Here is an 18769-nt window from a genome sequence, read left to right on the forward strand (position 1 = left end):
AATGCGTGATCCGCGGGGCCTCACCCCGGACGAGACCGCGCATCTGCTCGGTTCGGGTACGGCGCTGCGCCGGGACGCCGACGGCCGGTTCTCCTTCATTCACTGGTCGGTGATGGAGTATCTGGTCGCAGCCAAGATCGCCCGCCAGCTCACGGAACGGAGTGCGCTGGCCGGCGAAGCCGGTGATCTGCTCGCGGCGCAGAGCATGTCGGAGCTGATGGCGGATTTCTTCGCCGATCTGGCCGGCCGGGTTGCGGCGGCTCGGTGGGCGCAGGACACCGTCGACGACGCGGACGCGCCCGGGGTGGCGAAGGCGAACGCGGTGGTCGTCGCACGGCGACTGGGTATCGAGCTGCGGCCGGAGGCGAAGTTCGCCGATGCCGATCTCGCCGGCCAGGACCTCTCCGGCCGGGACCTGCGCGGCGCTGACCTGCGGCGGGCGAACCTGACCGACGCCCGGCTCGACCGCGCCGACCTGCGGAGTGCTGATCTGCGCGACGCGGTGCTTGCCGGCGCCTTTCTAGACGCGACCGTGCTGTCTGGTGCGGATCTGTCCGGAGCGAGGCTGGCTGGGGCGACGGTCCGCGGTGTCAGCGCGGACCGGCTGGTCGCCCGCGGCGCGGATCTCACGGGTGCACGCGTCATCGACACGGACCTGACCGGCGCGGTGCTGACGGGTAGCCGATGGTCGCGGGCAGCGATTCTCGGTGGCCAGCTCGACCCGGCCGTGGGCGCGCCGGAGCTGGCCGCGGCGGCGGTCGCCGGGCGGGATCCCGCGCAGGTGATGCTGCGGTCACCAGCCTCACCGCAGTACGCGGTGGGGTTCTCCCCGGACGCCACCATGATCGCCTCCGGGGGTGAGGATGGCTCGGTGCGGCTGTGGGACACCGCGACCGGCCGACAGCTACGCACCCTGACCGGCCACACCGACTCGGTGCGGTCGGTGGGGTTCTCCCCGGACAGCACCATGATCGCCTCCGGGGGTGTTGATGGCTCGGTGCGACTGTGGGACACCGCGACCGGCCGCGAACTACGCACCCTGACCGGCCACAGCGGCGGGGTGTGGTCGGTGGGGTTCTCCCCGGACAGCACCATGATCGCTTCCGGGGGTGACGATAACTCGGTGCGGCTGTGGGACACCGCGACCGGCCGCGAACTACGCACCCTGACCGGCCACACCAACCAGGTGTTGTCGGTGGGGTTCTCCCCGGACGCCACCATGATCGCCTCGGGGGGTGGGGGTCGCTCGGTGCGGCTGTGGGACACCGCGACCGGCCGCGAACTACGCACCCTGACCGGCCACAGCGGCGGGGTGTGGTCGGTGGGGTTCTCCCCGGACAGCACCATGATCGCCTCGGGGGGTGGGGATCGCTCGGTGCGGCTGTGGGACACCGCGACCGGCCGCGAACTACGCACCCTGACCGGCCACACCAGCCGGGTGGAGTCGGTGGGGTTCTCCCCGGACAGCACCATGATCGCTTCCGGGGGTGACGATAGGTCGGTGCGGCTGTGGGACACCGCGACCGGCCGTGAACTGCGTACCCTGACCGGCCACACCGGCTGGGTGCGGTCGGTGGGGTTCTCCCCGGACGCCAGCATGATCGCCTCGGGGGGTGGGGATGGGTCGGTGCGGCTGTGGGATACCGCGACCGGCCGTGAACTGCGTTCCCTGACCGGCCACACCGACCGGGTGTGGTCGGTGGGGTTCTCCCCGGACAGCACCATGATCGTTTCCGGGTGTGGGGATGGCTCGGTGCGGCTGTGGGATACCGCGACCGGCCGACAGCTGCGTTCCCTGACCGGCCACACCGACCGGGTGTGGTCGGTGGGGTTCTCCCCGGACAGCACCATGATCGTTTCCGGGGGTAGGGATAACTCGATGCGGCTGTGGGACACCGCGACCGGCCGCGAACTACGCACCCTGACCGGCCACACCGACTCGGTGTTGTCGGTGGGGTTCTCCCCAGACGGCACCATGATCGCTTCCGGGGGTGACGATGGCTCGGTGCGGCTGTGGGACACCGCGACCGGCCGCGAACTACGCACCCTGACCGGCCACACCGGCCCGGTGTTGTCGGTGGGGTTCTCCCCGGACGCCACCATGATCGCCTCTGGGAGTGGGGATGGCTCGGTGCGGCTGTGGGACACCGCGACCGGCCGTGAACTACGCACCCTGACCGGCCACAGCGGCGGGGTGTGGTCGGTGGGGTTCTCCCCAGACGCCACCATGATCACTTCTGGGGGTGGGGATGGCTCGGTGCGGCTGTGGGACACCGCGACCGGCCGTGAACTGCGCACCCTGACCGGCCACACCGGCAGGGTGTTGTCGGTGGGGTTCTCCCCGGACGCCACCATGATCGCCTCGGGGGGTGGGGATGGCTCGGTGCGGCTGTGGGATACCGCGACCGGCCGTGAACTACGCACCCTGACCGGCCACACCGGCAGGGTGCGGTCGGTGGGGTTCTCCCCGGACGCCACCATGATCGTTTCCGGGGGTGAGGATGGCTCGATGCGGCTGTGGGATACCGCGGCCGGCCGACAGATCGCGATTATGATCGGGGGCCGAGGTGGGTGGGCACTCCTGCTACCGGACGGTTCGTACAAGTTGGTCGGTGATCCGGACGGCTCCTTCTGGTGGGTGATCAAGAACGTCCGTTTCGAGCCTGGCGAGTTGGACGGCTACGACCCGGCCGTCCGGCGCATCCCGGCGGACGCGCCGCTGACCCTGCCCGCCGGCTGGCACCCCGTCCCACCGAGGGCGATCCCGTCCACCTCACCCCAGCCTGCGGCAGACGACCCACCCCGGCCGGCCTCGCCCGGCCCGCGTCCCCCTCGCAAGGGCGGCCCCTTCCGCCGCCACTGACCCACCGCAGAAGGTAAGATCTAGATTCATGAGCACAGTCGACGACCGGAGCCGCGCACATGCGCTGGTCGGCGACCTGCTGGGCGAGTCCGATCAGTTTGCCGAGCGGGCTGTTGCGGTGCTGAACGCCCATGCAGCGGCGCTGGCGTGGGTACGCGACACCATTGGCGTCTACCCGGCGCCGCCTGGCATCGCTGCGGAACTGAACAACGTCGCCGAGCGTCTGCGCAGCAGGGCCGACGACCATGATCCGGTGGCAGTGCTCGGCCGGGCGGCGGTCGAGGCGCGGCGCGCGCTCCTCCGGCTTGTCGAGGACGACGTTCCACGCGTCCGCCTGCGGTCTCTGCCTGTGTTCGACGGCCCCGACGATCTGAATGAGCGGGTCGACGAGTACCTGTTCTGCTCATCATTGCTATCGCCGAACGCCTTCGGATTCGGGATATCGCATCGATCGACGCCCACTTCCGCGCTGTCCGACCACGGGGAATAGATTACTTCACCCTGTTGCCGTAGCCTGTGCGACACCGCATGCCGGGGGAATGGACAACGCCTCCGAGTAGCTGCCCCGCGCAGCACCCAGGAAACGGTCGGCTGGAACCGGCATCCACCAGCGGGCCGACGATCGTGTCGGATGAGCGGCGTACGGTCAATCGGCAGTTGCGACGTTCAGCCCACACTCGACCACATCGTCCACGTAGACTGTCCGCCCGCGATCATCGACAATGTACGTGTGATTCTCTTTGATCCACGTGGCAGCGTGGCGGAACCAGTTGTATCCGCACGACCCGAGGTGCCGATCATGACGCCGGGCCGCGCCGCGCTCGTCGCCCTGGTCTCTCGCTATCTTGACGGGCTGATGGATCCCTTCGTCACGCTCCTTGAAGTCCACAAACTCATGTACTTCATGCAGGAAGCTGGTGAACCACTGCGACTGCGTTACGCCAAGGCTTTCTACGGCCCCTATGCCGAGAACCTGCGACATGTACTGCATGCCGTCGAAGGCCATCTCATCTCCGGCTACGCCGACAGCGGCGATGTACCAGACAATGAGCTCGCGCTGCTACCAGGCGCAGTCACCGACGCAGAGTCCTTCCTCGCCGGCCAGTCCGCGACGCGTGCCCGGTTCGACCGCGTCGCAGACCTCGTCCAAGGGTTCGAGACACCCTTCGGCCTCGAGCTCCTCGCCACCCTGCACTGGGTCGCGGCCCAGGAGGGCGCTACGACTCTCCAAACCGCGATGGAGCGTACCTACGCGTGGAGCGCCCGTAAGCGACGTTTCTCCGAAGAGCAGCTCGAGGTGACATGGGGCACCCTCAGCGACAAGGGTTGGCTCCCAGTTCCCGCATAGTGCGGCAGTCGTGGGCATCGTCGCGCTGGACGACGATGCCGTCGGAAGGCAACCCTGCCGCCGCCGGCCGAATCGGACGAGGTCAGCTGTGCGCCGCCAGCTTCGCGTCCAGCGTCCAGATCCGGACGTCCGAGAGTCCGGTGCGTTCCCGGTAGATCTCACGTTCAACCAGGATCGACAGATCCCCGCACCCGACTCCGCGGATCGCGTGTTCGACCAGGGTCAGACCAGTCATTCCGCCGGAGACGAGCCGGTGGAGGAAGTCGTCGTCCCATTTCGAGCTGTTCAACTCCCAGGGAGCACGGCCGTCCGATACCAGCAGCAGTGCGTCGCCGAACTTCCGGGCTGCCTCGCGCCGCGCGAGACCGTTCTTCAACTGGGCGACATGGTTCCCGGTTTCGATGACCGCGGCGACCGGAAGAATGAGACTTCCCGACTTCTGTTTCGCCCGGAAATCATCGACCACACGTTCCCGGTCCTGCGAAAACCCCGGAATGTCTAACAGGTTCAGGAAGATGGAGGTGTCAACGAACCAGACCGGTCGTCTCATTCGATGCCCAACAACCGGTTGAACTCCGCGAAGTCGGTCCGACGTTCCTCCGGTCGCACCAGGCGGCCACTCGACATGAGATCACCGAGCCGACCAGCGGCCATGGCTTCGGCGTAACCAGGGAGGTCGGTCAGGCGGTCAAGATGGCTGTAGCCATCATCGACGTCCCGATAGCAGACGATCACATCGTCGTTCGCGCTTCCCGGTAGCGCGTTGAGCAGCGCGGGGCTATGGGTCGTAAAAATCACCTGATTGTCCAGTTCCCTGATTGTCTCCTGGATCAACCGCATGACACGGACGGCCTGCGAAGGATGCAGGCCGTTCTCCAATTCTTCGATCACAAGCAGCACGCCGGCCGGCGGCCCGCCCGGAGCCAGCAGGCCCTGGTCGATATCGAGGCCTCGGTTTGAGGTGAGCAGTGCGGTGGCAATGGCGATGAAGCGAAGCAGCCCGTCGCTCATCTCCCGCGCAGGCGTCACATCCTGCCGGTCCTTGCCCTCTCGGATCGCAAGCATCACGTCACCGAGTCCGGACTCCGTGACAATCAATTCCCGAACCTGCGCATCGGCCACTTCGCGGACGAGGGCAACGAGCCGGTTGAAAGTCCCGAGGTCGTCCTGCCGCAGGCGGCCGAGCGACGCCGACAGATTGGCGCCGGTCCGCCGCAGTTCGGTGTCCCGCCCCGGCACATAGTCCCGCATCAGGTGCGGCACGGGATCGAGATGGAACGTTCCACGAAGTGCTCCGGTCACGGCCGCCGCAGCAGCGATCACCGCCCGGTCCGCTGTGTTCTGCGGAACGAGACGGGCGGGCAGCTGGGTGATGAGGAGCCGTGAGTCACGGAAAGAATAGCGGGGGTTCCGCCCACGCTTTCCGTTGTAAACGGCTGCATCGACGGCCGCCGAGCCGTCGGGAGATGCGTGGCCCTCCAGGAGAATCCTGCGCTCAATTGCCGGGGACGCTTCCGACGGGGCCGGGCCGGCGAGGCTCTCGAAAAGGACCCGCAGCTCGGGTTCGACCTGTACTTCGACATCGAAGACGATTTCCTCGCCGTCCACCGCCACCGTGCAACCAAGCTGGAATGACGTGGTCCCGTGCGGAGCGCATCCCCGTGAACCGCCGCGGACAGGACCGCCCTCACGCCGCCTGCCGTCCAGCGCGTCGGCGAGATCCTCCCCACCGGCCAGTCGGGCCAGGACCTCGATCCCGTCCAGAGCGTTGGATTTCCCGCTGCTGTTGCGGCCCGTCAGGACGGTGAGCGGAGCGAGCGGCAGCGTCGCCCCGGCAAACGACTTGAAGGCCGTCAACCGGAGCTCTCGCAGGACCGCACGCGCCACGCCCCGACTGTACCCACCCCCACCACCGTCATGATCTGCCGAGGTGGCCGGCCGGACCGGCGGTGGGCGCGGGCAGGTGGCAGGACAGGTCCGGGCGCGCTTGACCTGAAGTTCGCTTGAACCTCTAGCCTTCCCTGGACGGCCGGCGCTGCACGCCGGTAGCGACCCGGCGCCACCGAGAGGTAACCCATGAGCAGAGGTACCCCATGAGCATGGACGTCACCGCGTGGCGGTCGATGCACAGCGCGATGAACACGCAGGACGAACGGCGCCCCTTCTCCAAGGCCACCCTGCGGCGCATCGGTGGGTTCGCCCGGCCGCGCCGCCGGCAGCTGACCTGGTTTCTGCTGCTCAGCGTCGTGACGGCGGTCCTCGCGGTCGCCACACCGGTCCTCGCGGGCCGGGTCGTCGACGCGATCGTGCGCGGCGAGGCCGTCCACGTCGTGGTCGGGCTCGCGGTGCTCATCGCCGTCATCGCGGTGGCCGAGTCCGGCATCGGGCTGGTGTCCCGGTGGCTGTCGGCAACCATCGGCGAGGGCCTGATCCTCGACCTGCGCACCACCGTGTTCGACCACGTCCAGCGGATGCCCGTCGCCTTCTTCACCCGCACCCGTACCGGCGCGCTGGTCAGCCGGTTGAACAACGACGTCATCGGCGCGCAGCGGGCCTTCAGTAACACGCTCTCCGGCGTGGTCAGCAACATCGTCGCGCTCCTGCTCACCCTCGTCGTGATGATCAGAATTTCCTGGCAGATCACCGTGCTCGCGCTGCTGCTGCTACCGGTCTTCGTCCTTCCCGCTCGGCGGATGGGCAGCCGACTGGCCCGGCTCGAACGCGAGGCGGCCAACCACAACGCGGTGATGAGCACGCAGATGACCGAGCGTTTCTCCGCGCCCGGCGCGACGCTGGTGAAACTGTTCGGCCGGCCCGCGCACGAGTCCGCCGCGTTCGCCCTACGGGCACGGCGGGTCCGTGACATCGGAATACGCTCGGCGATGGTGCAGTGGGTGTTCATCACCGCGCTGACCCTGGTCTCGGCGCTGGCGCTTGCCCTCGTCTACGGGCTCGGTGGTTTCTACGCGCTGCGTGGGCAGCTGGAACCCGGTGCCGTCGTCGCGCTCGCGCTGCTGCTCACCCGCCTTTACGCCCCGCTGACCTCGCTGGCCAGCGCCCGGGTGGAAGTCATGAGCGCTCTGGTAAGCTTCGAACGGGTGTTCGAGGTGCTGGACCTCGAACCGCTGATCGCAGACAGCCCGGACGCGCAACGGGTGCCAGAAGGAGGGGTGGCGGTGGAATTCGACGACGTCAGTTTCAGCTACCCGCCCGCGGACAAGGTCTCGCTCGCATCGCTGGAGGAGGTCGCCGTGCTCGACGCCCGTGGCGGTGTCGAGATTCTCCATAACGTGTCGTTCCGGGTTGAACCCGGGCAGCTGGTGGCGCTGGTGGGCTCGTCGGGCGCCGGGAAGTCCACGATCGCGCAGCTGACGGCCCGGCTCTACGACGTCGACACCGGCGCGGTGCGCCTGGCCGGGATCGACGTCCGCGAGCTGACCGCCGAGTCCATCCGCGCGACGCTCGGGATGGTCACCCAGGACGGGCACCTGTTCCACGAGTCGATCCGCGCGAACCTCCTGCTGGCACGCCCGGAGGCTACCGAGGACGACCTGTGGGATGCGCTGCGCCGCGCCAGGCTCGCCGACCTCGTCAAGAGTCTGCCCGACGGGTTGGAGACCGTCGTCGGCGAACGCGGCTACCGGCTGTCCGGCGGCGAACGCCAGCGCCTGACCATCGCCCGGCTCCTGCTGGCACGGCCACGGGTAGTGATCCTCGACGAGGCCACCGCACACCTGGACTCCACCTCCGAGGCCGCGGTACAGGCGGCCCTGGCCGAGGCACTCACCGGACGGACCGCGGTGGTGATCGCCCACCGGCTGTCCACCATCCGCTCCGCGGACCTCATCCTCGTCATCGAGGACGGACGGGTCGTGGAACGCGGCACCCATACCGAGCTGCTCGCCACCGGCGGACGGTACGAGGAGCTGTACCGGACGCAGTTCGACCAGCCGGCCGCGGTCGCCGCCATGGCCACGGTGGCCGCGGCCGGATAAGGACCACGACCGGATAAGGACCACGACCGGTTGCGGAAAACCGGTGCACGCCGTCGGCCGGTCCGGCGATGATGGATGCGGTGTCCGAGCGGTCACGCATCCAGCATGCTTACGCGCGGGCGCCGGAGGTACCCGAGGGCGGGCCGCGGGAAGCGGGCTGCGCGGGCCTGGCTGAAGGGGGATGCGTGTCCGCTGCTTCCACCGCACGGGACGGCCCAACCCCACCGGACGGCCCGACCCTGCCGCCGCCCCTCATCCCACGGCTCGCCGCCACCGTGCTCGCCCGGCTCACCGCAAGCCCGACGGCCGCCCGCTGCGTCCGGTTCTTCGACGACCAGGGCGGCCGCGTCCTCGCCATCATCGCGCTGAACCTGGTCGGCGCCCTGTCCTTCACCGCGACCCCGTTCATCCTGCGGCACCTGATCGACCACGGCCTGGCCGTGCCGGGCACGTCCGCGCTGCTCCCCCAGGTGGCACTGCTGCTGGTGGTGTTCGTGTTCGACGCCGTGACCGGCGCGGCGTCCAGGGTGATCGGCTCGCGGCTCGGTGAGACGGTGACCAGGCGCGTCACCGTCACCGTCCACGACCATCTGCTGCGGCTGCCGTTCGGCTTCTTCCCGGGTCAGCGCCAGGGCGAGCTGCTGTCGCTGTTCGGCAACGACGTGCACGAGGTCCGCGCCGCCGTCTCCGTCTCCATGCCGCACGCGATCACCGCCGCGGTCACCGCCATGGTCGGCACGGCCACCGTCTTCGTCCTGGAGTGGCGGCTGAGCCTGCTGGCGGTGCTGCTGGCCCCCGGCGTGTTCGCGCTGACGACCCTCGGCCGGCGCCGTGGCCGCGAACTGACCCGGCAGCACATAAAGCTGCGGTCCGCGCACTTCGCCCAGCTCGCCGACACCAGCGGCGTCGCCGGTGCGCTGCACGTCCGGCTGTTCGGCCGTACCGACCACGAATCGGCACGGTTCGCGACCGTTGCCGACGACCTGGAGCGGATCGCTGTGCGGCGCACCCGAGTTTCCGCGGTCGCCGGGCTGATGTCCTCGGCCGGCGCCGCCGTCGCGGTCGTCGCGGTGATGGGGTTCGGGGGCTGGCTGGTGAGCAGCGGACGCACCTCGATCGGCACGCTGATCGCCTTCGCGTCCGCGTTGCTGTACGCCTACCGGCCGGTCACGAGTCTGGCGGAGAGCCGCTCGGACCTGCTGGAGGCCGGCGTCGGCGTCGAGCGGATCTTCGGCCTGCTCGACATCCCGCCCGATCCCCGCAACCTGCCCACCACGACCACCACGACCACCACGACCACCAGGGCCACGGCGAGCACCACGACCAGCACGACTGGTCACCGCGCCGACATCGCTGGTCAGCGCGCCGGAACGGCCGTCCGCGAACCGGTACCCGGTCAGCGTTGCGCACCGGCCGCTACCAGGGCCGCCCCGGACCTGCTCATCGACCGCGTCTGGTTCCGCTACCGACAGGGCCGGCAGGACGCCTGGTCCGCCGCGGGACGCGATCCACGGCGCCGCTGGTGGTATGTGGGTGACCCCGACGAGGACCCTGCGACGCTGCACGGTGGTCGCGGGGACCCGGCCAGGGACGACATGCAACGGTGGAATCTGCGCGACCTCACCCTGGACGTCCGGTCCGGGGAGAAGACCGCGGTCGTCGGGTCCAGCGGTGCGGGCAAGAGCACCCTGGGCTCCCTGCTCGCCGGCATCTATCAACCCGACCGCGGCCGGATCCTGTGCGGCGGCGTCGACCTCGCCGTGATGGACTGGGAGGAACTGCGGGCGCTCGTCGGCGTCGTCCCCCAGGATCCGTACCTCTTCCACGAAACGATTGCCACGAACATCCGCTACGGACGGCTCGAGGCCAGCGACGAGGATGTGGCCACCGCCGCGGTCGACGCCGGCCTGCGCCCGCTGCTGGACAAGCTGCCGCGGGGTGTCGAGACGATGGTCGGGGCCCGCGGCTACCAGCTCTCCGGCGGGGAACGTCAACGGCTCGCCCTTGCCCGGGTCCTGCTCGCCGACCCGCCCGTGCTCGTCCTGGACGAGGCCACCTCGCAGCTGGACTCGCTGACCGAGAACGTCGTGCAGGAGGCGCTGTCCCGGCTGGGCACCGGACGCACCCGGGTGGTGATCGCGCACCGGCTGTCGACGATCGTCGACGCCGACGCCATCCACGTCCTGGACGCGGGCACGGTTGTCGAACAGGGCACGCACGGCGAACTGCTGGCAGCAGGGGGCGCCTACGCCCGCCTCTACGCCCGGCAGGTGGGCCAGGAGCAGCCCGCCAGCCATCAGTGATCCCGGGCTTCGGCATCCACAGACGTCGGCTCGGCCCAGCGCCGAACCCGACTCGACCCCGATCATTACCCGGATCTGATCCGGTCGTCTCCATGCACAGGCGGTGGCCGTGTCAGCGTGCCGCGACTCGTCGTCAGCGTCCCGAGCTGACGATTGTGGGATGGATGTCCAGCTCGTCGAGTCGCTTCCACAGTGACGCGAGCGCGGCGACCGGATCGCGGAAATACGCCGAACCCCGGACCCGCCAGAATTTCCAACCCTGCCGCTCAAGCACCCGCTGACGTCGAAGATCGGTTTCCCACTGCTGCGGACCGTGGAACGTGTCACCGTCGCATTCGATCGCGAGCCGGTCACGGGCGCCCTCTACGACCAGGTCGATACGGCAATGACCGACGTGGTGCTGCGGGGACACCCGGTAGCCGCGGCGCAGAAGATCCCGCAGAACGGCACGCTCGAAGTCGCTTTCGCACCGGTCCTCGAGGGCTTCGGCCCGCGCCCGCGGTGTGTTGACGCCGTAGGCGTAGGCGAGCAGCTGCCCACGGACGTCATCGGGATGCAGCACGGCGTGATCCACGGTGTGGAAAATCCACAGTTGGTCGCGGGCACGACTGGCCGCGACGTTGATGCGCTGCTGGTCGGCCTTGCGGGTCGCGGCGGAGCGGTTGTCGTCGGCGACGACCGACACGAAGATGACGTCCCGCTCGTCACCCTGGAAGTTGTAGGGGTCACCGACCCGGATCCGCCGGCGCTCATACTCCTCGGCGCCGAGCTTGTCCACGAGCGTCTGCTCGATCAGGCGTCCCTGCCCGGTCCCCAGCAGGGTGACGACCCCGAAGGTCATGCCGTCGTACGCCGGATCGTCGCAACAGTCGAGGATCTGCTGGACGAGAGCGAGCGCCTCGGGTTCGTTGACGTCGCCGTACTGGCCGCGGGTGCGTGCCCCGTCGGGCACCCGGACCGGCCGGACCGGCGCGCCGATGCCGAGGCCGAGGCCGATGCCGATGCCGAGATCGGTCGCCTCCCGCAGCGGCAGAATCTTCCCGTCGTAGAAGCGGTTGGAGAACTCGATGATGTCCGGTACGCACCGAAAATGCTCGCGCAGCAGCACCTTTCCCGGAAACACCCGGCTCGCGGTGTCGTAGAGGCTGGCCTCCACGTCGAGCAGGGAGCGCTGCGGCAGGTCGGGCAGATGGGAATCGATCAGCTCGAAGACGCGCTCCCGGTTCACACCGACAGCCGCCGGGCTGATCTGCTTGTCGTCACCCACGATGACGACCTTGCGTCCGAGCGCGAGAACACCGAGGGACAGCACATCGCACTGGCTGGACTCGTCGACGATGACCACGTCGAACAGATCGGTGCGGCGAGGGTCGAAGCTCGCCAGCACCCGGTGGATCGGCATGATCCAGACGGGGACGGCCCCCATCGCCGCCGGCATCTGGGCGCGGGCCTCGGCCTCCCACTTTCCGGCGAACTTGCCGGTGCCCTTGCCGATCCTCGCCAGCGCCTGGAGCCACCCTTCAAGCGCGCGCCGCTGATCATCCCGCAGGCTGCGGTGCATGCCGAGCCGTGCCCCGCGGGCGGCCGACTCCAGCACCAGCCGGCGCACCTGTGCCCCGGCATCGGTGATCTGCCGCTGGAGCGCTTCAGCGTCACCCCGACCGAGTAGAACCTCCAGCCAGGTCTGGGCGTGGCGCCACAGCCACAGCCGGGCAAGGTCCTGCGGCCGGCCGCAGACGGCGGTGTCTCCCCCGGAGTCGATGACGCGGCCGGCCCAGACCGGCGCGGCGACGGCGAGTAGCCCGGCCAGTAGGTCCCGGCGAGTCAGAGCGGGCCCCAGGCCGGTCAAGCGGGCGATCTCCTCGCAGGTCGCCTGCCAGGCAGCGAAGTCACGGCGGGCAAGGGTGTCGCGCAGCACGCCCCACAGCGGGCTCGCGCCCGGCTGCCCCTGCCCGGCCTCGAGGGCCGTTCCGAGCTCGTCGAGCCGCGCCGTCAGCGCCTGTTCATCACCCCGCTTCGCGGCCGCCGCGAGCACGTCGGCGATCTCTCGCAGCTGCGCGCCGGTAGGCCGTGCCGGGGCATCGGGTAGCACTGTGCGCAGCCGGGCCACCAGCGCCGGTGCGCCCGTGGTCTCCCAGCTGATCGCGCTACGCAGCAGGTTGACGGCATGTTCGAGCCCGGGGAGGAAAGCCGGACCATCGGCGGACAGCGGTGGCGCGTGCAGGTGGCTGACCAGTTCGCCGTACCGGCGACCCGCGCTCGCCCGGGTTACCCGCTCGCGGACCGCCGCCCGGACGGCGTCGACGTCGGCGGGGGTCCGCAGTTCGAAACCGTCGACCCGGGCGGTGGCGTGGAACTCCTTCAGGCCCTTGTTACCGAAGCGCGGGATGCCCCTACCCCCGGCGAAACGGGATTCCAACTCGTCGAGAAAACCCTCCTGCAGACGGGGGTCACCGTCCGGAACGACGATCTCTCTACCGGACGTCCGGCGCCGCGCGTCCACGAGCGTGCCGGCGCATTCGGCGAGCGCCCCGGCCTGCTCCGACCAGAACCCGGCCAGCCTCGCGGACTGGGCGACCTGGCCGCGCAGGCTGGACAACCACGGCTCCTCGAGCTCGGCGATCAGGGCAGCCGCCTGCGCGACGTCGCCGACCAGGGCTGCGAGCGCCGGTCCGCCGAGCGTGTCGACGGCGGGCAGCACGACACCCCGCTCTTCAAGATCCGCGAGTTCGTCCCGGAGGCGGTCGAGGGCACGGTGTTGCGTGATGAGATCCCCGGCGGACGGGATTGCCGTGAGATCCGGAAGCACACAGCGGGCGGCAGCCGCGTCGGCCGCATCCGTCGCGCCCGCAAGGTGCATCAGGTCGGTGAATTCGGCGGCACTCAGTGGTGGACGCTGATCAACCGAAAGCCGGTCCGGGATGCGGCCCCACTCCGGCTCGTGGCGGGCGAGCCAGGCGCCGACCTGTGCGGCCTTCGCCGGCCCCTCGGGGAGCGCAAACTCCGCGGCCTCGTCGCGGAGCAGCTCCACCAGGCGCAACTGGAGGTTGCGCTCGCGGGTCCGGGCCGCGTCGAGGTCGCGCCCGAGCGCCTCAAGCATGACGGTCTCCGCGACCGGTTCGATGCCCGAGACCGCGTCCATGATGGTCTGGACGGAGGCGCGCAGCTCTCCGAGCGCGGCCTGATTGGAGCCCAGCACCGCGATGGAGAAGTCGCGCAGCTCCGCCGGGATCTTCTCGCGGAGTACCGCGAGCGCCTGCTCGTTGTGCGCGGTGACCAGCACCCGCCTGCCGTGGGCAACCAGATGGCTGACCAGGTTCGCGATCGTGTGGCTCTTACCCGTGCCGGGCGGCCCCTGCACCGTGACACCGCGGGAACGGGCGAGCCTGACGGCGATGCGTTCCTGCTCGTCGTTCGTGGGCAACGGCATGAGCAGCCGCTCCCCGATCGCATCCCAACCGTCGTCGCCCGCGCCCCCGTTCTCGCGGTCACCGTCACCGCCCGCCGCCGTTCCGTTGTCTTCCTCCGCCACGATCGCGGCGAACGCCTCCGCGAAGGTGTCGGCCTCGGCGAGCACCTGGCGCAGCTCGGTGTAGAAACGCCGGTGCTGCGCCGGGCGCGGCCGGACGAACAGCACCCACGTGTCGACCAGCACCGCTGCCGCGGCCGGGACGGGCACCGCTGGGCCGGGTGCCACGTGCGCGTCGAGGCCGAGCGGCGCGACGGCCTGGGCGTACACCTCGGCCAGGCCACCTTCGGACCACGGATCCGGCGGGCTCGCCCGCACCCGTTCCCGCAGTTCGGCCAGCTCCGCGAGCGCGGCGAGCCCCAGCCCCTGCAACGGGTCGGTCTCCACCGCCGGCAGCCCGTCCGGCACGACCGACAGAACCCCGGTCTCAGGGTCCATCCCGATGGTCACCGGCGTGAGAAGCAGTGGATGGTTGACGGCCTCGCCCTGCACCGACCACGACAGCACGCCGTGGCCCCACATCAACTCGTGGGTCGCGCTGTCCCGCTGCAGGCGCAGTCGCAGGTCGTAGAGGCGCTGGTACAGCGCCCTGGCGTGGCGTGCCGGCCGGGCCCGCTCCGCCCAGGGCTGCCAGTACCCGGCGACCCACCGTGCCAGCTCGGCCCGCACCAGCTCCGCCCGCACCGGGCCCGCCCGCACCGGGCCCGGATCCTCGCCCTCGCGCTCCGCGGACTCGTCGAAGTCGACCGGCAGCAGCGGCGGCCCGGACAACGTGATCGTGGCGGAGGACACATGACCTGCCAGCGACCGCGGCAGCACCGGCGCGACCGGCTCCTCCACCTTCCCCACCGCAAGCCACGCATCCCGGTCAGGACCCGGGCCCAGAACTACCCCAGGGTGCGCCGGGACGTCGGCCGGCCGGATCGGCGGCGGCTCGTAGTCGGCCAGGCGCCGCTTCGGCTTCGCCGACAGCTCCTGGGAGAGAGCCGCGAGGTAGTCCAGCAGACGCAGCGACCGTGCCCTGACGTCGTCCTGACGCGTGCCCACGACATCCCCCACGATCGGCTCGTCCATCAACCCGCCACCTGCCGGACGCCGGCGGCACAGTTGTTGTACCGGACGTGTCCGACAGTTTCGGGACTACCGGTCCCTTACGCTGGCACGGTTCTGCCGAGCCGCTGCAGGCTCCCGGCCCGTGACGTCCCGGGTCGCTGACGGGTACGAGTGCCTCTTGATCCCCCAGTTTGTACAAGGTGGGGTGTGAGCGAGATGCCGATCAGTGAAGCGCGGGATCATCTCGGTGAGATCGTGTCCAAGGCTGAACATGCACATGAGCGGATCTTGCTCACCCGCCATGGCCGTGCGGTGGCCGCGGTGATCTCGATCGAGGATCTGCGGGAGCTGGAAGCGGCTGAGGACGAGGCCGATCTGACCGCTGCACGGGCTGCGCTCGCGTCCGGCGAGGCCCGCGTGCCGCACCGGGATGTGATGGCCGAGTTCGGCCTGACCTGACGGTGGCGTACGAGATCGAGTGGACGACACGGGCCCTGCGTGAGCTGCGCAAGCTGGACGGTGTTACGGCTCGCCGGGTGTTGATGGCGGTGACACGGCTGGCGGATGATCCCCGTCCCCTGGGGTGCGGGCACTCGTCGGCGAGCCTTCGGGTGTGCTCCGGCTCAGGGTCGGCGACTACCGTTTGAACCCGCCCCCCATTATCAGTTGACTCCTAATTCTCCCGGCAGGGCTGACCCGATGTTGATCCCGGTCCGGGCGACTCGGGGGGTCGTCCGGACCTCCACGAGGCCATCCGATGGGATCGACACCATCCCTTTCGCGCTGCGCCGACGCCGGGGCACATGTCCGTCGACCGCCCGACAGCGCCACAGGGGGGCATATCCGGCATGGTATGCCGGAGGCGGCAGGAAAGCCCGAAGCCATGAGTTTCCCCGGACAGTCTCCCGCGAAGCCGGGCCGATGTTCAGCGCAGCCGACCCAGCTCAGGTCTGGAACAGTGATGTGACCACTCGTCATACTGCTTGGCGAGCATGACTTCCCATACTGCACGTCCATACCAGCCGTCGGACTCATACACCTGAACCGGATGGGCAACAAGGGCCAGGCCGTCCGGCACCTCACCCGACGAAGGCCTCGCCCCGATCGTGACCACGTTTGGGTTTAACCCGGTTTCCAGACGTCGCCGACGCAGCCGGCCCGCGACGGCCAACGCCAATCGGGAGCGCGCCATCGCCCGTAACCGACTGCGTGAATACGGCTACCCGGTGGGAGACTGACGATGGTCAGGATGAACACTGCGCTGCGGGCGAAGTACGAGCTGCTCTTCGGCTACGCAACAGGGCCGATCGCGTGGATCGGGCACCGCGCCCGCCCGGCATGGGCGAGCAGCTCCTTGTCCCGGGTGACCAACGGCGCGTCGCAGTGTTCCGCGGCCGCGAGGTACGCCGCGTCATAGGCGGTCAGGCTGTCACGGAGTTCCCAGATCCTCGGCAGTAAGAGCGACCGGCAATAGGGGACGCGGCGTCGCGAGGCTGGGGCACGCACCTCGCCACATCGCTCCCCGTCCATCGCTGCGCGAGGCACGGGTACCCCGGCTCCGTCGGTCACCACCCAACACCTTCGGTGACTCCCTCAGCACGGCGGGCATCGCGGGCGTCGCGCTCGTCCCGGTCCGCACGGATCGCAACAGCTGGGTCGACAGTGAGCACCGGCTCATCGCCGATGACCCCGTCCACGTAGGCGAACAAGGCACGCAGCAGGTCCGGCCCGTTGGCGACGCCGCGACCGATGGACCCGGCATGACAGGACATGAGCAGAGCGTATAGGTGTGACGCCGAAGGGCGCCCTGGTGTGGTGTGGATGCGAGGAGGTGGCAGGCTATCGACGTAGTCACGCGGGACGTTGTGTCAACGAGTAAAGCCTCAACAGTGGGAGGGGATCCTGTGTTCCTGCCAGCGGAGGACGGCCGACCGGGAGCGGAGACCGACACAGGGTCAGGCTGGATGGATCGCGCGATCAGCGCGGCCACGGTCGTGGCGGTGGTCACCGTCGCCGCGGTGGCGGCGTTCGTCTCCTACCGGCACATGCGCGGTGTCGCACTGGACCACGGCGAGGACTCCACCGCCGCGGCGGTCATTCCGTTCAGTGTGGACGGCCTCATGCTGGCCGCATCCATGACGATGCTGGCGGACCGCCGTGCCGGCCGGAGCCGGTCCTGGCTGTCCTACCTCCTGTTGACCATGGGGGCCTTCGCGTCCCTCGCCGCCAACGTGCTGCACGCCGAACCCAATCTGACCGCCCGTGTCATCGCGGGCTGGCCGGCGTTGGCGCTGCTCGGCTCCTATGAACTGCTCATGCGCCAGATCCGGGTCGTCGGCAGGCGCCTTGCCGCGAGCCACGCGCCCTCGGCCCGCCACCTGCGTGACGACTTCACCGCAGACATCGCGGCCGACCGTGGGGCCGGCATTGGGGCCGGCATTGGGGCCGGCATTGCGGCCGGCATTGGGGCCGGCATTGCGGCCGATGCAGCCGGCAACACGCTGGGCGTTCCGCGCCTGCGTGAGGCCCACCGCGAGACCTACCGCGAGGCCCAGCACGCTGTCCACGGCGACGCCCAGCGCCCCGTCGGCGATCTCGTGCCGATCTTCGCGTCCCATGCCGCGATGACGTCCCTGGTCGGTGGCGACCTGGACAGCGGGGATGTCGGCGGATTCGACGGGGTTCCGCCGTCCCCAACGCTGGATATCGCCGACAAGCGGGAGGCGATCGTGCATGCCCTGGAACAGACCAACGGCTCCGCCAGCCAGGCTCTGGCGTTCCTCGCAGCCCGCGGCATCACGGTGAGCAAGAGCTGGGTCTACGAAGTCCGGAAAGAGTCCCACTACGCCGACGTGTACACCGGACCGCTGCCCATCATCGAAGCGCGCACTGCCGTCGGTAGCCTCGCCTGACCAGCTGACCAGCTGACGTGGACGGGGTTTTGGCAGCCCCGTCCACGTCAGTCCTGGTCAGTCCTGGTCAGTGGCAGTTCGCACACACACAGAGCTGACGTGCTGAGCTGCACCACCGTGGTGCGATGCCTGAGGTCTCGCGCCTGGTTCGCGTATGCCGCGATGGTCGAGTGTCAGGGTGAACGGGCGGCCTGGCTCCTCTTTCGCCATCGCACGCTCCACAAGGGCAAGCAGATCGTTAAAATGCGGGGAACGGAGCACTTCAGTGGAGGGCAGGAGCGCCCACCAACTGTCGCTGTGCCTACCGGGACCAAAGATGACTACTGGCGGCTCTGCCATCAACATATTGTTCCGATCGACCGCAGACAACCGGCAGCGACCGGGTGAACATCTAGTAGTTGTGTAGCCACAATTGTCAACGCCGATGGACCCAGGCCGTATCCTGCCGGTGTGCGCCAGACATTCGTTCATGAGGCTGCCCTGGAGCTGGTGGCAGATGCCGATGAGCAGGCGCCGGGCGCGGCTGTGACCGTTGAGCTGTGTGGCCACTGGGAGCACCTGGGCAGCTGCCGATGGCCACATCACACCGCCATCCCGGAACATTCCGGCCAGTCAGTCACGATACGCACGCTCTTCGCCTGTGATGCGGCCGAGGAACAGGCTGTTCGGCAACGAATTACCCAGGCCCTGGGCAGAGGCCGGCTGGATGGTCCGACCGGTTCCAGCCGCTGGTCGGTCCGCGCGGAAGCTGTGGCCGCGCTGCGCCCCGCGGAACAATCGCTGGCCCAGCGGCTCGCCAGATCCTGAGCCGCACCTGAGCCGCACT

The 18769-nt window shown here is 69.4% G+C and carries 13 protein-coding genes; 8 read left to right on the forward strand and 5 right to left on the reverse strand.

The features are described from left to right. The 3 genes from U9983_RS07720 to U9983_RS07730 all read left to right on the forward strand — a co-directional run. A partial coding sequence (locus U9983_RS07720; protein WP_322753362.1) for a pentapeptide repeat-containing protein occupies positions 1-2863 on the forward strand: 2863 nt, incomplete at its 5' end. Positions 2864-2891: 28 nt separating this feature from the next. After that, complete coding sequence (locus U9983_RS07725) at positions 2892-3353, forward strand: hypothetical protein (protein WP_322753363.1); 462 nt, start codon at positions 2892-2894, stop codon at positions 3351-3353. A 309-nt stretch (positions 3354-3662) separates the two neighbouring features. After that, positions 3663-4211: a hypothetical protein gene (locus tag U9983_RS07730; protein ID WP_322753364.1), complete on the forward strand. Its 549-nt coding sequence runs from the start codon at positions 3663-3665 to the stop codon at positions 4209-4211. Between the two features lie 82 nt (positions 4212-4293). On the opposite strand, the gene U9983_RS07735 is transcribed toward U9983_RS07730, so the two are convergent. Both U9983_RS07735 and U9983_RS07740 read right to left on the reverse strand, forming a co-directional pair. Next, on the reverse strand, positions 4294-4761 hold the full coding sequence (locus U9983_RS07735) for a hypothetical protein (RefSeq protein WP_322753365.1): 468 nt from the start codon (positions 4759-4761) through the stop codon (positions 4294-4296). Further along, complete coding sequence (locus U9983_RS07740) at positions 4758-6098, reverse strand: AAA family ATPase (protein ID WP_322753366.1); 1341 nt, start codon at positions 6096-6098, stop codon at positions 4758-4760. The genes U9983_RS07735 and U9983_RS07740 overlap by 4 nt, the downstream gene beginning before the upstream one ends. A gap of 206 nt (positions 6099-6304) precedes the next feature. Between U9983_RS07740 and U9983_RS07745 the strand changes: the two genes are divergently transcribed. Together U9983_RS07745 and U9983_RS07750 are read left to right on the forward strand one after the other, a co-directional pair. Beyond that, positions 6305-8206 carry an ABC transporter ATP-binding protein gene (locus U9983_RS07745; RefSeq protein WP_322753367.1) on the forward strand — a complete coding sequence of 634 codons (1902 nt, stop codon included), beginning with the start codon at positions 6305-6307 and terminating at the stop codon, positions 8204-8206. Positions 8207-8391: 185 nt separating this feature from the next. Next, positions 8392-10509: an ABC transporter ATP-binding protein gene (locus U9983_RS07750; protein ID WP_322753368.1), complete on the forward strand. Its 2118-nt coding sequence runs from the start codon at positions 8392-8394 to the stop codon at positions 10507-10509. A 133-nt stretch (positions 10510-10642) separates the two neighbouring features. On the opposite strand, the gene U9983_RS07755 is transcribed toward U9983_RS07750, so the two are convergent. After that, positions 10643-15052 carry an AAA domain-containing protein gene (locus U9983_RS07755; RefSeq protein WP_322753369.1) on the reverse strand — a complete coding sequence of 1470 codons (4410 nt, stop codon included), beginning with the start codon at positions 15050-15052 and terminating at the stop codon, positions 10643-10645. Positions 15053-15247: 195 nt separating this feature from the next. Between U9983_RS07755 and U9983_RS07760 the strand changes: the two genes are divergently transcribed. Next, positions 15248-15490 carry a type II toxin-antitoxin system Phd/YefM family antitoxin gene (locus U9983_RS07760; protein WP_322753388.1) on the forward strand — a complete coding sequence of 81 codons (243 nt, stop codon included), beginning with the start codon at positions 15248-15250 and terminating at the stop codon, positions 15488-15490. 831 nt (positions 15491-16321) lie between these two features. On the opposite strand, the gene U9983_RS07765 is transcribed toward U9983_RS07760, so the two are convergent. Together U9983_RS07765 and U9983_RS07770 are read right to left on the reverse strand one after the other, a co-directional pair. After that, entirely contained in the window at positions 16322-16600 is a 279-nt protein-coding gene (locus U9983_RS07765) for a hypothetical protein (protein WP_322753370.1), read from the reverse strand. After that, positions 16597-16803: a hypothetical protein gene (locus U9983_RS07770; protein WP_322753371.1), complete on the reverse strand. Its 207-nt coding sequence runs from the start codon at positions 16801-16803 to the stop codon at positions 16597-16599. The genes U9983_RS07765 and U9983_RS07770 overlap by 4 nt, the downstream gene beginning before the upstream one ends. A 192-nt stretch (positions 16804-16995) precedes the next feature. On the opposite strand from U9983_RS07770, the gene U9983_RS07775 reads away from it, so the two are divergent. Both U9983_RS07775 and U9983_RS07780 read left to right on the forward strand, forming a co-directional pair. Continuing rightward, entirely contained in the window at positions 16996-17943 is a 948-nt protein-coding gene (locus U9983_RS07775; protein ID WP_322753372.1) for a DUF2637 domain-containing protein, read from the forward strand. Positions 17944-18393: 450 nt separating this feature from the next. Continuing rightward, a complete protein-coding gene (locus tag U9983_RS07780) occupies positions 18394-18750 on the forward strand; it encodes a hypothetical protein (protein WP_322750999.1) in 357 nt (118 codons plus the stop codon). Positions 18751-18769 lie beyond the last annotated feature (19 nt).

The organism is Protofrankia sp. Cas3, assembly GCF_963555955.1.
Taxonomy (GTDB): Bacteria; Actinomycetota; Actinomycetes; order Frankiales; family Frankiaceae; genus Protofrankia.

Coding starts and splice junctions, on each gene's coding strand:
- U9983_RS07725 (WP_322753363.1), top strand. CDS start 2,892: ATGAGCACAGTCGACGACCGGAGCCGCGCACATGCGCTGGTCGGCGAC.
- U9983_RS07730 (WP_322753364.1), top strand. CDS start 3,663: ATGACGCCGGGCCGCGCCGCGCTCGTCGCCCTGGTCTCTCGCTATCTT.
- U9983_RS07735 (WP_322753365.1), bottom strand. CDS start 4,761: ATGAGACGACCGGTCTGGTTCGTTGACACCTCCATCTTCCTGAACCTG.
- U9983_RS07745 (WP_322753367.1), top strand. CDS start 6,305: ATGAGCATGGACGTCACCGCGTGGCGGTCGATGCACAGCGCGATGAAC.
- U9983_RS07755 (WP_322753369.1), bottom strand. CDS start 15,052: ATGGACGAGCCGATCGTGGGGGATGTCGTGGGCACGCGTCAGGACGAC.
- U9983_RS07760 (WP_322753388.1), top strand. CDS start 15,248: ATGCCGATCAGTGAAGCGCGGGATCATCTCGGTGAGATCGTGTCCAAG.
- U9983_RS07770 (WP_322753371.1), bottom strand. CDS start 16,803: ATGTCCTGTCATGCCGGGTCCATCGGTCGCGGCGTCGCCAACGGGCCG.
- U9983_RS07775 (WP_322753372.1), top strand. CDS start 16,996: ATGGATCGCGCGATCAGCGCGGCCACGGTCGTGGCGGTGGTCACCGTC.